We start from the raw sequence: 14,569 nt of genomic DNA, 5'->3' as shown, positions 1-14,569 counted from the left end.
GATCCCGGCGTTGACCACCGCGTTGTCGAAGGACAGCGAGATCTCGAGGATGGACAGGATCGCTACGACACCGAACGCGGTCCACCCTCCGTAGAAGACCGCTGCGACCAGGCCGAGCGCGGTGACCGCGAACGACCACCCGAAGGTTTTCAGAACCACTGGCTACCCAATCGTGTGTTGGGGGTCCCCCCCAGACGGAATCTGGGGGAGGGACTCCCCCGCGCCGTACCCGGCTTTACGAACTTTTGAAGCCGAAGTCTAGTCGGACCCCTCCCGCGCCCCAGGGGGCCCCGCGTTTTGCTCATAACGCGTTATGAGACGTTGACTCCGAAGTCCAGGGCGATCCCCCGCAGACCGGACGCGTACCCCTGCCCCACGGCCCTGAACTTCCACTCGCCCTGGTAGCGGTAGACCTCGCCGAAGATCATCGCGGTCTCCGTGGAGGCGTCCTCGCTGAGGTCGTAGCGGGCGAGTTCCTGGCCGTCGGCCTGGTTCACGACGCGGATGAACGCGTTGCTGACCTGGCCGAAGGTCTGGCCGCGCTCGTCGGCCATGTGGATGGAGACGGGGAACACGATCTTGTCGCACTGCGGCGGCACCTTGGAGAGGTCGATCAGCAGCGACTCGTCGTCGCCGTCGCCCTCGCCGGTGAGGTTGTCACCCGTGTGCTCGACCGAGCCGTCCGGGCTCTTGAGCTGGTTGTAGAAGACGAACCACTCGTCCCCGAGGACCCGGCCGCCGCTGCACATCAGCGCGCTGGCGTCGAGGTCGAACGGGGCTCCGGTGGTGGAGCGCGCGTCCCAGCCGAGCCCGATCATCACCTGAGTGAGGTTCGGTGCGGCCTTGGACAGGGAGACATTGCCCCCTTTGGCAAGCGTGACGCCCATGCTGATGTCCCTCCCCGGGTGGTGTTACTGAGGTGGTCCTGCACGTCCGGCGCCGCACGTAAACCGTGCGGCGCCGGACGGAAGAGAACCGGAAGCCCCGTCGCCGGGGTCCGACGGGTGGCTCAGACGTTCACGCCGAAGTCCTGCGCGATGCCGCGCAGGCCCGAGGCGTACCCCTGGCCGATGGCACGGAACTTCCACTCCGCACCGTGCCGGTAGAGCTCGCCGAAGACCATGGCGGTCTCGGTGGAGGCGTCCTCCGACAGGTCGTACCGGGCGATCTCGGCGCCGCCGGCCTGGTTCACGACGCGGATGAACGCGTTGCGGACCTGGCCGAAGGACTGCTGGCGGGTCTCGGCGTCGTAGATGGAGACCGGGAAGACGATCTTCTCGACGTCGGCCGGGACGCCGGCCAGGTCGACCTTGATCTGCTCGTCGTCGCCCTCGCCCTCACCGGTGAGGTTGTCACCGGTGTGCTCGACGGAGCCGTCCGGGCTCTTGAGGTTGTTGAAGAAGATGAAGTGCGCGTCGCTGGCGACCTTGCCGGAGCTGTTCAGCAGCAGCGCGCTGGCGTCCAGGTCGAAGTCGGTGCCGGTCGTGGTGCGGACGTCCCACCCCAGACCGATGATGACCGCGGTCAGGCCCGGCGCCTCCTTGGTCAGCGATACGTTGCCGCCCTTGCTGAGGCTGACTCCCACGAGTCCTCCATTGGTGTCCAGGGGCGGGATGCCCCGTTGTGCTCGGATGTCGGATCAACGAGTCGATCCTAGTGACGGGTTCCCGCCCCTCGCAGGCCCTGAAGCCGACAATTCAGCGGTGTCGAGCGCGTGACGCCCGACCGGCGTCACAGGGAGTCGAGCGCCTTCACGTAGTCGTTCAGGTCGCGCGCGTCCGGCAGGCCGTTGACGACGGTCCACCGCACGACGCCCTCCTTGTCGATGACGAAGGTGCCGCGCACCGCGCAGCCCTTGTCCTCGTCGAAGACGCCGTAGGCGCGCGAGACGTTGCCGTGCGGCCAGAAGTCGGACAGCAGCGGGTACTCCAGGCCCTCCTGCTCGGCGAAGACGCGCAGGGTGTGGATGGAGTCGTTGGAGACGGCGAGCAGCTGGGTGTCGCGGTCGGCGAACTGCGGCAGGTTGTCGCGCAGCTCGCACAGCTCGCCGGTGCACACGCCGGTGAAGGCGAAGGGGTAGAAGAGCAGCACCACGTTCTGCCGCCCGCGGAAGTCGGACAGCCGCACGGTCCTGCCGTGGTTGTCCTTGAGTTCGAAGTCGGGGGCCTTCTCGCCGACCTGGATCGCCATCGTTGCGGGTGTCCCTTCGTGGGGCGTCTGCGGTGGTACGACCACCCTACGCAGGGACCCGCACAGGCCTGCGGGCGGGCCGACGGCGCCGGCCCGCCCGGTCCGTACGGCTAACGCTTGGACTTGGCTGCTTTGGGCGTCGCCAGGCGGCTCCCGCTCCAGTCCTTGCCGACGCTGACGCTCTTGGACGCCGTCAGGCCGGCGGTCGTGGCGGCTTCCGAGATGTCACTCGGCTCCACGTAACCCGAACGGCCGGTCTTCGGCGTGAGGAGCAGAATCGCGCCGCCCTCTTCGATGTACGTGGTGGCATCGACCAGCGCATCCGTCAGGTCGCCGTCGTCGTCACGGAACCACAGCACAACGGCGTCGGCCACGTCGTCGTAGTCCTCGTCCACCAGGTCGCTCTCGACGATGCCCTCGATGGCCTCGCGGAGTTCCTGGTCCACGTCGTCGTCGTAGCCGATCTCCTGGACCACCTGCCCGGGCTGGAACCCCAGCCTGGCGGCAGGGTTCGTCCGCTCCTCCGCGTGGTCCGCGGTCGCGCTCACGGGTTGCCTCCTGATCATGTCTTGGGAAATAACTCAGCCACGCGCGTGCGCGAAGCATTGGCCGTAGTCCACACGGGCGGGACGGATCGCGCAAGTACCCGGCCGTTCAGACCGCCGAAACGGTGACGATCCTGGCCGTGTCACCGCAACTCCAGGCACACCATCATGGCCCCAGGTGACGCACACCACACCTTTCTGCCCCGTTTGGGCGTTTGGGAATCGTCTGTGGGTACGAGACTCGCAAGTATTCGCCCCATGCGTCCCGGAGTCGATCTCACGCACGGGTTACCGCTCGGTAGAGATGACGTTTCCGGGCCCCGAGGTGGACCATGGGGAGCGGCGCAGCCCCCAGCGACGACGCCCGGCGACGACAGCGAAACAGCGGCCCTCGCACGGCCCCCCGACAGGTAAGGAACAGCGTGGCTTCCGCATCCGATCGCAACCCGATCATCATTGGCGGCCTTCCGAGTCAGGTTCCTGACTTCGATCCCGAAGAGACGCAGGAGTGGCTCGACTCCCTCGACGCCGCCGTCGACGAGCGCGGCCGGGAACGTGCCCGCTACCTGATGCTGCGGCTGATCGAGCGGGCCCGCGAGAAGCGCGTGGCCGTGCCGGAGATGCGCAGCACGGACTACGTCAACACCATCCCCACCAAGAGCGAGCCGTTCTTCCCGGGCAACGAGGAGATCGAGCGCAGGATCCTCAACGCGACCCGCTGGAACGCGGCCGTGATGGTCTCCCGCGCCCAGCGCCCCGGCATCGGCGTCGGCGGCCACATCGCCACCTTCGCCTCCTCCGCCTCCCTCTACGACGTCGGCTTCAACCACTTCTTCCGCGGCAAGGACGAGGGCGACGGCGGCGACCAGGTCTTCTTCCAGGGGCACGCCTCCCCCGGCATCTACGCCCGCGCCTTCCTGCTGGACCGGCTCAGCGAGCAGCACCTGGACGGCTTCCGCCAGGAGAAGTCCAAGGCGCCGTACGCGCTGTCGTCGTACCCGCACCCGCGGTCGATGCCGGACTTCTGGGAGTTCCCGACGGTGTCGATGGGCCTCGGCCCGATCGGCGCGATCTACCAGGCGCGCATGAACCGCTACATGGAGGCGCGCGGGATCGCCGACACCTCCAAGTCGCACGTCTGGGCGTTCCTGGGCGACGGGGAGATGGACGAGCCGGAGTCGCTGGGCCAGCTGTCCATCGCCGCCCGCGAGGGCCTGGACAACCTCACGTTCGTCGTCAACTGCAACCTGCAGCGCCTCGACGGCCCGGTGCGCGGCAACGGGAAGATCATCCAGGAGCTGGAGTCGATCTTCCGGGGCGCCGGCTGGAACGTGATCAAGCTGGTCTGGGACCGCACCTGGGACCCGCTGCTCGCCCAGGACCGCGACGGTGTGCTGGTCAACAAGATGAACACCACGCCGGACGGGCAGTTCCAGACGTACGCCACGGAGACCGGCGCGTACATCCGCGACCACTTCTTCGGCGACGACCACCGGCTGCGCGCGATGGTCGCGAACATGACCGACGACCAGATCCTGCACCTGGGCCGCGGCGGCCACGACCACCGCAAGATCTTCGCGGCGTACAAGGCGGCCGTGGAGCACAAGGGCCAGCCGACGGTCATCCTGGCCAAGACGATCAAGGGCTGGACGCTGGGCCCGAACTTCGAGGGCCGCAACGCCACGCACCAGATGAAGAAGCTGACGGTCGACGACCTCAAGCGCTTCCGCGACCGTCTGCACCTGCCGATCCCGGACAAGGAGCTGGAGTCCGGCGTGCCGCCGTACTACCACCCGGGCCCGGACTCGGAGGAGATCCAGTACATGCACGACCGCCGCAGGAGCCTCGGCGGTTACGTCCCGACCCGCGTCGTCCGCTCCAAGCCGCTGCCGCTGCCCGAGGAGAAGACGTACGCGACCGTGAAGAAGGGCTCGGGCCACCAGTCCATCGCGACGACCATGGCCTTCGTCCGGCTTCTCAAGGACCTCATGCGGGACAAGGAGATCGGCAAGCGGTTCGTGCTGATCGCACCGGACGAGTACCGCACGTTCGGCATGGACTCGTTCTTCCCGAGTGCGAAGATCTACAACCCGCTCGGTCAGCAGTACGAGTCGGTCGACCGCGATCTGCTGCTCGCCTACAAGGAGGCGCCGAACGGCCAGATGCTGCACGACGGCATCTCGGAGGCGGGCTGCACGGCCTCGCTCATCGCCGCCGGCTCGGCCTACGCCACGCACGGCGAGCCGCTGATCCCGGTCTACGTCTTCTACTCGATGTTCGGCTTCCAGCGCACCGGCGACCAGTTCTGGCAGATGGCCGACCAGCTGGCGCGCGGTTTCGTCCTGGGCGCGACCGCCGGGCGCACGACCCTGACCGGCGAGGGCCTGCAGCACGCGGACGGCCACTCGCAGCTGCTGGCCTCCACGAACCCGGGCTGTGTGGCGTACGACCCGGCCTTCGGCTTCGAGATCGCGCACATCGTCAAGGACGGGCTCCGCAGGATGTACGGCAGCTCGCCCGAGCACCCGCACGGCGAGGACGTCTTCTACTACCTGACCGTCTACAACGAGCCCATCCAGCACCCGGCCGAGCCGGAGAACGTCGACGTCGAGGGCATCCTCAAGGGCCTGTACCGCTTCAGCGAGGGCACGGCCGGCCAGACCCCGGCGCAGATCCTGGCCTCCGGTGTGGCGCTGCCCTGGGCGATCGAGGCCCAGAGGATCCTGGCCGACGACTGGAACGTGAAGGCGGACGTCTGGTCGGCGACCTCCTGGAACGAGCTGCGGCGCGAGGCCGTGGACTGCGAGGAGCACAACCTGCTGCACCCGGAGGAGGAGCAGCGGGTGCCCTACGTGACGCGGAAGCTGGCGGACGCGCAGGGACCGGTCGTGGCGGTCTCCGACTGGATGCGGTCGGTTCCGGACCAGATCGCGCGCTGGGTGCCGCAGCCGTACCAGTCGCTCGGCGCGGACGGTTTCGGCTTCGCGGACACCCGGGGCGCGGCGCGCCGCTTCTTCCACATCGACGCGCAGTCGATCGTGGTGGCGGTGCTGACCGAGCTGGCGCGTGAGGGCAAGGTCGACCGGTCGGTGCTCAAGCAGGCCATCGACCGGTACCAGCTGCTCGACGTGTCGGCGGCGGACCCGGGGGCCGCGGGCGGCGACGCATAACCCCTCGGAACCTGTCAAGGGGTGGTGAGGCTCACGGATACACCGTGGGCACACCACCCCTTCACGTTTCCTACGATGCGCCCATGCAGCAGCAGCCGGCCCAGCTCCGCTGGGAACAGCACACCCAGCGCCCCCTCTTCGCCCTCGCCCTGGCCTTCGCCGTGGCCTACGCCGTGCCGATCGTCCGGCCGGACGCGGGCCGGGACGTGGTGGAACTCTGCACGGCGGTGGAGTGGGTGGTGTGGGGGGCGTTCGCGCTCGACTACCTCGTCCGCCTCGCCCTGACCGAGCGGCGGCTGCTGTTCGTCCGCACGCACTGGCTCGACCTCGCGGCGGTGCTGCTGCCGCTGCTGCAGCCCATGCGGCTGCTGCGGCTGGTGTCGACGCTGCTGCTGGTCGGGCAACGGGCGCGGATGGCCTCGCAGATACGGCTCACGACGTATGTCGCCGGAGCGGTGGTCGGGCTGCTGATGTTCGGCTCGCTGGCCGTGCTCTCCGTGGAGCGGGACTCCCCGGACGGGAACATCCGGACGCTGGGTGACGCGGTGTGGTGGTCCTTCACGACGATGACGACCGTGGGCTACGGGGACCACGCGCCGACGACCGGGCTGGGCCGGATGCTCGCGGTCGGGCTGATGCTGTCCGGTATCGCGCTGCTGGGTGTGGTGACGGCGAACATCGCCGCCTGGTTCATCGCCCGGTTCGAGAAGGACGACGTGGAGGAGCGGCGGCAGACCGAGGCGATACAGGAGCTGACGGAGGAGGTCCGGGCGCTGCGCGACGAACTGGCGGCGCTCAAGGGGACGTCGGTGCGCTGACAGGAAGGAGGCCCCCGGCGTGGTCGCCGAAGGCCTTCCCTCACGTCCCCGGGCAGGACGGCACGTCAGAACAGCATCCCGTTGCCCGGAGTCGCCGCTCCCGCCAGCCAGACGAGGGCCAGGAGTGTGTCGATGGCGCCCAGGACGAAGGCGACCACGGCCGTGACGGGCCGGGAGCCCGCCCAGGTCCGGCCCATGGCGAGCCAGCCGCAGACGATCGCCACGGGGCCGAGGATGATCCCCAGCACGAAGAAACCGGCGACCGCGCAGATGACTCCGATGATTCCGAGCGTCGCGCGATCCGGCCCTCCCCCGAGTTCTCGGCTGCGCTCGAACAGGGGGGACCCCCATCGTGACCACGTCCGGCCACGTGAGCGGGGGTGCCTGCGCGTACCGTGTCCAAAGCTCGCCATCATCAACTCCCGTAAACCCTCGGTCGGTTGGGTTCGATGCGGGTACGACATGGCGAGTACCCCGGAAACGGCTCCTCACCCCGCTGCCTGCGCGCCACCCCCCTCCGGCAGCGCGCCGCAGCGTCCATCCCCCATGCCCTGCGGAGGACTTGACCCACTGTGACCTGGGGTGAGGGCCGGAGGGGAGGGATCACCGGCCTCGTTCACCCTGATAGGCGAACTCGGCCGGGATCCGCGGCCTTTCCGTCAGATGTGCCCGACGCCCGCGCCCGCCTCGGCGTTCTCCCCGCGCTTGGTGAGGAACGCGACGAACACGGCGACGGCGGCCACGCCCGCGGCGGTCAGCGAGGCCAGGCTCATGCCGTCGATGAACGTGGCGTGCGCGACCTCGGTGATCTTCGCGGCGATCTGCTCGGGCGTGCCCGGCGGCACCGGGGCGATGCCCTGCTGGACGGTCAGCGCGGCCTGCTCGGTCTGGGCCGGGGTGAGCGGGGGCAGTCCCGCCTCCGCCCAGTTGCCGGCCAGGTCGTTGTCGACCTTGGACGCCATGACCGCGCCCAGCACGGCCGTGCCCAGGCTGCCGCCGATCTGCATGGCGGCCTGCTGGAGACCGCCGGCGACACCGGAGAGCTCCATCGGGGCGTTGCCCACGATGACCTCCGTGGCGCCGACCATGACGGGCGCGAGGCCGAGGCCGAGCAGGGCGAACCAGACGGACATGACGCCGCTGCCGGTCCCCGCGTCCAGCGTGGACATGCCGTACATGGCGACAGCGGTGCAGGCCATGCCGCCGGCCAGCGGGATGCGCGGGCCGAACTTGGTGATCATCACGCCGGCGAGCGGCGAGCCGACGATCATCATGCCGGTGAGCGGCAGCAGGTGCAGACCCGCGTCGATCGGGCTCATGCCGTGCACGTTCTGCAGGTAGAACGTCACGAAGAACAGGCCGCCCATGAACGCGATGGCCATGAGGACCATGAGGACGACACCCGCCGACAGCGGGACGGAACGGAACAGCGCCAGCGGGATCAGCGGCTCCTTGACCTTCGTCTCCCAGAGGGCGAAGAGCCCGAAGCCGACGACCGACGCGACGATGAACGACCAGGTCTTCAGATCGCCCCAGCCCCACTCGGGGGCCTTGATCAGAGCCCAGACGAGGCAGAACATCGCGGCCGACAGCAAGGCGATGCCGAGCAGGTCGAAGGAGCGCGGGGCGTTCTCGGCGCGGTGGTCCAGCAGGATCCACACGCCCAGGGCGACGGCGAGGACGCCGACCGGCACGTTGATGAAGAACACCGACTGCCAGTTGACGTGCTCGACGAGCACGCCGCCGAGGATCGGGCCGCCGGCGGTGGAGGCGCCAATGACCATGCCCCAGATGCCGATGGCCATGTTCAGCTTCTCGGCCGGGAAGGTGGCCCGCAGCAGGCCGAGCGCGGCCGGCATCAGCAAGGCGCCGAAGAGCCCCTGGAAGACACGGAAGACGATGACCGCGGTGATGCCCTTGGACAGTCCGATGGCGGCCGAGGAGGCGGCGAAGCCCGCCACGCCTATGAGGAACGTCTGGCGGTGGCCGAACCGGTCACCGAGCTTGCCCGCGGTGATCAGGGAGACCGCGAGAGCGAGGAAGTAGGCGTTGGTGATCCATTGCAGATCCGACCAGGAGGCTCCCAGGTCCTTGCCGATCGCCGGGTTGGCAATGGCCACGATGGTGCCGTCGAGGGCCACCATCATGACCCCCACTGCGACGGTGATGAGGGTGAGCCAGGGGTGCCCTCGCAACCCCTTGCCCGGCGTCGCGTCCGACGGCGTCGCCGGTGTCCTGCCCCCCGACCCCGTCGTGTCGATGGTGGTCTGACTAGTCATACGTTCGAGGCTAGTGACAGTCGCTGACAATTGACAAACCAATTCACTAGTCGGTAACTGACACGACATCCCCGTATAGCCTGAGCTGGGGAAACCCTTCAGCCGAGAGGAACGCCTTGAACCTGCGCGAACGCAAGAAGCAGCGCACCCGGGACGCCCTGCTGCGGGCCGCCCTGGAGCTGTTCGCCACGCGCGGGTACGAGGAGACGACCGTCGACGACATCGCCGCCGCCGTCGACGTCTCGCAGCGCACCTTCTTCCGCTACTTCGCCGGCAAGGAGGAGACGGCGTTCTTCGTGCCCCGGCTCGCGGAGGCCCTCGTCGTCGACGCCGTACGGGCCCGTCCGCCGGGCGAGGTGCCGCTGGAGGCGCTGCGCCGGGCCGTCGTGGAGAGCTGGGACACGATCCACGAGGCGGTCGAGGACATCGTGCCGATCGACCTCCACATGCGCGTCTACCGGGTGATCGAGTCGACGCCCGCGCTGCTCGCCGCCCATCTGCGCCGGGCGGCGGAGCTGGAGGAGCAGCTCGCCGGCATCATCGCCGAGCGCGAGGGACTGGACGTGGACGCGGATCCGCGGCCGAGAATCGTGGTCGCCCTGTTCGGCGGGGTGATTCGTGTCACCGAGCGGCTGTGGTCCGCGGGGGACGACCTGACCATGGAGGGACTGCGCCGACTCACCACGGCCTACCTCGATCAGGTGGGGCCGGCGCTGGCCGGGAACTGGCGTGCGGAGCCGTCCCCTTAGCGCACCCACCGAAACGTGATCCCGGTCACTTGGTTAACGCGAGACCCTCTCGTTCTCCTAGTGTGTCCTTTCAGTGACTTCCTTCGACACCTCCCCGCAACTGAACGTCTGGCGCGCACTGCTCGCTCTGGCCGTCGTCTTCGTGATGCTGGCGACCACCGGCTGGACGGCTCTGCGCAATCAGCGGGGTGACACGCCGCTGCAGGCCTCGCTCTCCGCGTGGGAGGACGGGCGGATCGCCGGTCACCGCCTGCCGGACCCGCAGTCCGAGCCGGCGAAGCTGGCCCGTTTCTTCGCCTCGCTCGGCGAGCGGGACCGGGCGGTCCTCGTCCGCAAGTACTCCCTCGCGGTCGGGAACATGAACGGCGCCCCGGTCGAGCTGCGCTACCGGGCCAACCGCCTGGCCCTGGCCAAGGCGCGGAACGAGGAACGGGAACGGCTGCACGACAAACGCCTCACCCCGGCCGGACAGCACGAGGCGGGGCGCAGGATGCACCGCTTCGAGGACCTCCTGGAGAAGGGCCGCCGCATCCTGGCCTTCGACCCCGAGGGCTCGGGCCGCGTCGCGGAGGTCTTCGGCGATCTGCGCACGGCGGAGCGGGTCTCGGTCGTCGTGCCCGGCGTCGACACCGACCTGCTCACCTTCCAGCGCACCCACCGCCCGTACGCGGCGCCCGTCGGCATGGCCAAGGCCCTGTACGCGGCCGAGAAGCAGGCGAGCCCCTCGACCCGTACGGCCGTGATCGCCTGGGCCGACTACACGGCGCCGAGCGGGCTCGGCATCGACTCCGCGACCGCCATGCGCGCCGAGGACGGCGCCGTACGGCTGGACGCGCTGGTGCGGGCGCTGCCCGGGAGTTCGCCGGTGTCGCTGTTCTGCCACAGCTACGGCTCCGTGGTCTGCGGTGTCGCGGCGGACGGCCTGCCGGGCCGGGTGTCCGACATCGCGGTGGCCGGCAGTCCCGGCATGCGCGTCGAGAAGGCCGCCCAACTGCGCACCGGCGCCCGGGTGTGGGCCATGCGGGACGCCGACGACTGGATCCAGGACGTTCCGTACCTGGAGCTCGGCGGGCTCGGTCACGGTGCCGACCCGGTGTCCGCCGGATTCGGGGCGCGGGTGCTGTCGGCGGCGGGTGCGAAGGGTCACGCCGGCTACTTCGTGCCGGGCACGGCAAGTCTGTTCAATTTCGCAGAGATCGGCGTTGGCGCATACCGCTCGGTGCACTGCGCGCACGAAGACGGCGTCTGCCGGACCGGTTTGTCCGGTACGGCGGCGGCCTGACGCGCGTAGAGGCGAAGAAACCGCGGTCTGCTCGGGAGGGGGACGGAGGAGCGCGTGCCGCATACGATGAGCCGCATGGGTGACGTACTGGCCGGATTTCATGCCGCCTGGGAGTTCGAGTCCGACTCCGTGCTCATCCGTTACGAACGAGGGATCCGGACACCCAAGCTCTTCCAGGCGCTCGGGGAACGGCGTGTCCCTCTCGACGCCATCGCCGGGGTGACGCTGACGCGCGGCAGGCGCGGCACGGTCGTGCTGCGGGTCGAGCCGCGCCCCGGGGCCGACCCGTTGATGGAGGCGGCCGCCGGGCAGCTGAAGGAGAGCAGCGACCCCTACCGGCTGGTGCTGCCCGCCGAGCGGGAGGTGCTCGCGGAGTACTACGCCGACGAGTTGCGGGGGCTGCTGACGGAGTCCGGACCGGTGGACCGGTTCCTCGTGGAGCCGCCGAAGGGGCCGCTGTCGTTCAAGGCGTACGACGGGAAGGCCTCCTTCGACGGACGGACCGTGAACTTCCGCTGGTTCTGGACGGGTGCGTCGTCGGCGAAGTGGAAGGCCGGGGACCAGAGCTTCTCCGTCGGGGAGCTCAACGGGGTGGAGTGGCGGTCGCCGGAGGTCTTCGAGGGGCATCTGCGGTTGCTGCGCCGGGATGCCGGGGAGTCGGCGGCACAGGCCGACCAGGACCCGGCCGCGGTGGTGTTCGGGCTGGGGTACGGGCCGGTGCACGAGTCGCTGCCGTTCGCGGCGGCGGTGCTGGCCGCGGTGCGGACGTCCAGTCCGGTGGCCGCCGTTCCCGCGGCCGTGCCGCGCCGTGACCCCGCGGACATCGCCGAGCGGATCCGGCATCTCGGGGAGCTGCATCAGGCGGGGCTGGTGACGGACGAGGAGTTCTCGGTGAAGAAAGCGGAGTTGCTGGCGGAGCTTTAGCGTCCGCCTGGATCTCGCCCTGGGGCGCGGGTCCGTGCACCCGCGCCCCCGAGCTGAGGGCGCGCTCCCCTACTCCCGGCCCGCCGACGTGAAGGTCATGTCCGCGTAGCGGTTGCCCGCCACCTGGGCCGCTATGCCGTCCAGCAGGTCCAGTTGCTCGTCCGTCAGGACGATCCTGGTCGCCGCCGTGTTCTCCTCGACCCGGGCGGGCTTGCGGGTGCCCGGGATCGGGATGACCGGGAGGCCGCGGAGCGTCGCCTGCTGCTGGACCCAGGCCAGGGCGATCTGGCCGAGGGAGGCGTCGTGGGCCTTGGCGACCGAGCGGATCAGCTCCAGCAGGGTCGCGTTGGCCGTGGCGTTGTCGCCCGTGAAGCGCGGCTGCTGACGGCGGAAGTCGTCCGTGGACAGCTCCTCCGCCCTGGCGAACGAGCCCGTGAGGAAGCCCCGGCCGAGCGGGGAGTACGGGACGAGGGCCACGCCCAGCTCGCGGGCCGCGGGGACGACGTGCGTCTCGATGTCACGGCTGAACAGCGACCACTCCGACTGCACGGCGGCGATGGGGTGGACGGCGTGCGCGGCGCGCAGTTCGCCGGCCGTGACCTCGCTCAGGCCGAGGTGCTTGACCTTGCCCTCGCGGACCAGGTCGGCCATCGTGCCGACGCTCTCCTCGATCGGCACGTTCACATCGCGCCGGTGCATGTAGTAGAGGTCGATGGCCTCGACGTCCAGGCGCTTGAGGCTGGCCTCGACGGCCCGGCGGATGTAGGGCGGGTCGTTGCGGATGACACGGCGCGTGGGGTCGTCCGCGGGGATGGACAGGGCGAACTTGGTCGCGATGACGACCTCGTCGCGGTGCGCCTTGAAGAACGGCGACAGGAACCGCTCGTTCTCGCCGGCGCCGTACGCGTCGGCCGTGTCGTAGAGCGTGACGCCCAGTTCGAGGGCCCGCTCCAGGGTGGCCCGGGACGCGTCCGCGTCCGCGGGGCCGTAGGCGAAGCTCATGCCCATGCAGCCGAGGCCCTGGACCCCCACCTCGGGGCCGTTGTCGCCGAGCTTCGCCGTCGTGATCGTGCCGTCCGTCATCGGGACCTCTCCGACGCCAGGGCACGCCCGGCGTCCGCGTAGAAACTGATCTTCCGGTCGAGCACGGCGAGCGTGCCGCGGAGTTCCTCGATCCGCGCGAGGACGTCCTCACGGGTCGTCTGCAGCAGCTCGAAGCGCTCGGTGTAGGTGTGGTCGCCCTCGCGCACCAGTTCCGCGTACCGGACCATGTCGGCGACCGGCATGCCCGTCAGGCGGAGTTTGCCGACCAGGTCGAGCCAGTCGAGGTCGCGGTTGGTGTAGCGGCGCTGACCGGTGTGGGAGCGGTCGATGTGCGGCATCAGGCCGATGCGCTCGTACCAGCGCAGGGTGTGGGCCGTCAGGCCGGTGAAGGCGACGACCTCGCTGATCGTGTAGCGGTCCTGGCCGTCCGGGCGCCGGTTCTGCTGCGGCGGGCCGGCGCAGGTGTCGGTCCTGGTCCCCGTGGTCTCCATCACCGTCATGCCCCCAACGCTAGAACCTTGGAGTGCGCTCCAAGCAAGCGCCGACGGTAAGAAATGGGCAGGACGTCTCCCGATCCGGTGGGCCTGCGTGCGGACTCGGCCCGTGCTCCGGAACCGACCCCTCGCCGGAGCCGGTGCCGGGAGCGCATAGGCTCGCACGCATGTCGCTGAAGAGCCTCACGCTGATCGAGAACTGGCCGGTTCCCACCGCCGCGGCGGGGGTCGTCCGGGCGGACGGCACCGTCCTCGGCACCCACGGCCCGGCCGGGCGGCGGTTCCCGCTCGCCTCGGTGACCAAGCCGCTGGCCGCCTACGCGGTGCTGGTCGCCTACGAGGAGGGCGCGGTCGAGTTCGACGAGCCCGCCGGTCCGGCCGGGTCGACCGTACGGCACCTGCTCGCGCATACCTCGGGCCTCGCCTTCGACGAGCACAAGGTCACGGCCCCGCCCGGGGAGCGGCGGCTGTACTCCAACGCCGGGTTCGAGCAGCTCGGCGACCATGTCGCGAAGGCGACCGACATCCCGTTCGCCGAGTACCTGCGGCAGGCCGTGCTGGAGCCGCTGGGCATGACCTCGACGACCCTGGAGGGCTCCCCGGCCAAGGACGGGGTCTCCACGGTGGAGGACCTGCTGCGGTTCGCCGCCGAGGTGCAGGCGCCCCGGCTGCTGGACCCCCGGACGGTCGCCGAGGCGATGAGCGTGCACTACCCGGGCACCAAGGGAGTCCTGCCGGGCTACGGCCACCAGAACCCCAACGACTGGGGGCTCGGCTTCGAGATCCGTGACTCCAAGTCGCCGCACTGGACGGGTGCTTCGTCCTCACCCCGCACGTTCGGGCATTTCGGGCAGTCCGGTACGTTCCTGTGGGTCGACCCGGACGCGGGGGCGGCGTGCGTGGCGCTGACGGACCGGGCGTTCGGGCCGTGGGCGATCGAGGCATGGCCGCCGTTCACGGACGCGGTGCTGGCCGAGCTCTAGTGTCCTGGTCCGGAGATCCTGTCGCAGTAGCGGCAGATGCGGTCGATGATCTGGTCTGCGGTTTTGGTCCATTTGAAGGGCCGGGCCTGGT

At 69.7% G+C, this 14,569-nt stretch carries 14 protein-coding genes and 1 pseudogene; 6 read left to right on the top strand and 9 right to left on the bottom strand.

Annotation, left to right across the window (positions count from 1 at the left end):
• The 5 genes and pseudogenes from CHR28_RS39095 to CHR28_RS36850 form a co-directional block, all read right to left on the bottom strand.
• Positions 1-159 (bottom strand): annotated as a pseudogene (locus CHR28_RS39095) (DUF475 domain-containing protein); the annotation flags it as partial.
• 152 nt (positions 160-311) lie between these two features.
• Complete coding sequence (locus tag CHR28_RS36865) at positions 312-887, bottom strand: TerD family protein (RefSeq protein WP_094058093.1); 576 nt, start codon at positions 885-887, stop codon at positions 312-314.
• A 122-nt stretch (positions 888-1,009) separates the two neighbouring features.
• Positions 1,010-1,585: a calcium homeostasis/redox stress adaptation protein gene (locus tag CHR28_RS36860; protein ID WP_094058092.1), complete on the bottom strand. Its 576-nt coding sequence runs from the start codon at positions 1,583-1,585 to the stop codon at positions 1,010-1,012.
• Between the two features lie 146 nt (positions 1,586-1,731).
• On the bottom strand, positions 1,732-2,190 hold the full coding sequence (locus tag CHR28_RS36855; RefSeq protein WP_094058091.1) for a peroxiredoxin: 459 nt from the start codon (positions 2,188-2,190) through the stop codon (positions 1,732-1,734).
• A 110-nt stretch (positions 2,191-2,300) separates the two neighbouring features.
• Complete coding sequence (locus CHR28_RS36850) at positions 2,301-2,738, bottom strand: DUF3052 domain-containing protein (protein ID WP_179272703.1); 438 nt, start codon at positions 2,736-2,738, stop codon at positions 2,301-2,303.
• A gap of 419 nt (positions 2,739-3,157) precedes the next feature.
• Between CHR28_RS36850 and aceE the strand changes: the two genes are divergently transcribed.
• Positions 3,158-5,905 carry a pyruvate dehydrogenase (acetyl-transferring), homodimeric type gene (aceE, locus tag CHR28_RS36845; RefSeq protein WP_094058089.1) on the top strand — a complete coding sequence of 916 codons (2,748 nt, stop codon included), beginning with the start codon at positions 3,158-3,160 and terminating at the stop codon, positions 5,903-5,905.
• A gap of 83 nt (positions 5,906-5,988) precedes the next feature.
• Complete coding sequence (locus CHR28_RS36840) at positions 5,989-6,723, top strand: potassium channel family protein (RefSeq protein WP_094058088.1); 735 nt, start codon at positions 5,989-5,991, stop codon at positions 6,721-6,723.
• A 65-nt stretch (positions 6,724-6,788) separates the two neighbouring features.
• Here CHR28_RS36840 and CHR28_RS36835 read toward each other — a convergent pair whose 3' ends face one another.
• Together CHR28_RS36835 and CHR28_RS36830 are read right to left on the bottom strand one after the other, a co-directional pair.
• Positions 6,789-7,139, bottom strand: coding sequence for a small hydrophobic protein (locus CHR28_RS36835; RefSeq protein WP_094058094.1), 351 nt, complete (start codon positions 7,137-7,139; stop codon positions 6,789-6,791).
• Positions 7,140-7,382: 243 nt separating this feature from the next.
• A complete protein-coding gene (locus CHR28_RS36830) occupies positions 7,383-9,002 on the bottom strand; it encodes an MFS transporter (protein ID WP_094058087.1) in 1,620 nt (539 codons plus the stop codon).
• Between the two features lie 116 nt (positions 9,003-9,118).
• Between CHR28_RS36830 and CHR28_RS36825 the strand changes: the two genes are divergently transcribed.
• From CHR28_RS36825 to CHR28_RS36815, 3 genes are all read left to right on the top strand, one after another.
• Complete coding sequence (locus CHR28_RS36825) at positions 9,119-9,751, top strand: TetR family transcriptional regulator (protein WP_256984610.1); 633 nt, start codon at positions 9,119-9,121, stop codon at positions 9,749-9,751.
• Positions 9,752-9,824: 73 nt separating this feature from the next.
• Complete coding sequence (locus tag CHR28_RS36820) at positions 9,825-11,033, top strand: alpha/beta hydrolase (RefSeq protein WP_094058085.1); 1,209 nt, start codon at positions 9,825-9,827, stop codon at positions 11,031-11,033.
• A 66-nt stretch (positions 11,034-11,099) separates the two neighbouring features.
• Entirely contained in the window at positions 11,100-11,957 is an 858-nt protein-coding gene (locus CHR28_RS36815; RefSeq protein ID WP_094058084.1) for a DUF4429 domain-containing protein, read from the top strand.
• A 69-nt stretch (positions 11,958-12,026) separates the two neighbouring features.
• Here CHR28_RS36815 and CHR28_RS36810 read toward each other — a convergent pair whose 3' ends face one another.
• Positions 12,027-13,040, bottom strand: coding sequence for an aldo/keto reductase (locus CHR28_RS36810; protein ID WP_094058083.1), 1,014 nt, complete (start codon positions 13,038-13,040; stop codon positions 12,027-12,029).
• Positions 13,037-13,501, bottom strand: a complete 465-nt coding sequence (locus CHR28_RS36805) for a MerR family transcriptional regulator (RefSeq protein ID WP_094058082.1) — start codon at positions 13,499-13,501, stop codon at positions 13,037-13,039. Before CHR28_RS36805 ends, CHR28_RS36810 begins: the two co-directional genes overlap by 4 nt.
• Before the next feature lie 161 nt (positions 13,502-13,662).
• Here CHR28_RS36805 and CHR28_RS36800 point away from each other — a divergent pair, with 161 nt between their 5' ends.
• Positions 13,663-14,478, top strand: coding sequence for a serine hydrolase domain-containing protein (locus CHR28_RS36800; RefSeq protein WP_094058081.1), 816 nt, complete (start codon positions 13,663-13,665; stop codon positions 14,476-14,478).
• Positions 14,479-14,569: the final 91 nt, after the last annotated feature.

This window comes from Streptomyces sp. XY006 (genome assembly GCF_002237655.1).
Lineage (GTDB): Bacteria > Actinomycetota > Actinomycetes > Streptomycetales > Streptomycetaceae > Streptomyces > Streptomyces levis.
The sequence above is the reverse complement of the archived record's forward strand: the minus strand, read 5'-3'. Positions and strand labels throughout refer to the sequence as shown.

Excerpts from the sequence above, each read along its gene's own strand:
- CHR28_RS36865 (WP_094058093.1), bottom strand. The coding sequence starts at position 887 with ATGGGCGTCACGCTTGCCAAAGGGGGCAATGTCTCCCTGTCCAAGGCC.
- CHR28_RS36855 (WP_094058091.1), bottom strand. The coding sequence starts at position 2,190 with ATGGCGATCCAGGTCGGCGAGAAGGCCCCCGACTTCGAACTCAAGGAC.
- CHR28_RS36840 (WP_094058088.1), top strand. The coding sequence starts at position 5,989 with ATGCAGCAGCAGCCGGCCCAGCTCCGCTGGGAACAGCACACCCAGCGC.
- CHR28_RS36835 (WP_094058094.1), bottom strand. The coding sequence starts at position 7,139 with ATGATGGCGAGCTTTGGACACGGTACGCGCAGGCACCCCCGCTCACGT.
- CHR28_RS36830 (WP_094058087.1), bottom strand. The coding sequence starts at position 9,002 with ATGACTAGTCAGACCACCATCGACACGACGGGGTCGGGGGGCAGGACA.
- CHR28_RS36815 (WP_094058084.1), top strand. The coding sequence starts at position 11,100 with ATGAGCCGCATGGGTGACGTACTGGCCGGATTTCATGCCGCCTGGGAG.
- CHR28_RS36810 (WP_094058083.1), bottom strand. The coding sequence starts at position 13,040 with ATGACGGACGGCACGATCACGACGGCGAAGCTCGGCGACAACGGCCCC.
- CHR28_RS36805 (WP_094058082.1), bottom strand. The coding sequence starts at position 13,501 with ATGACGGTGATGGAGACCACGGGGACCAGGACCGACACCTGCGCCGGC.
- CHR28_RS36800 (WP_094058081.1), top strand. The coding sequence starts at position 13,663 with ATGTCGCTGAAGAGCCTCACGCTGATCGAGAACTGGCCGGTTCCCACC.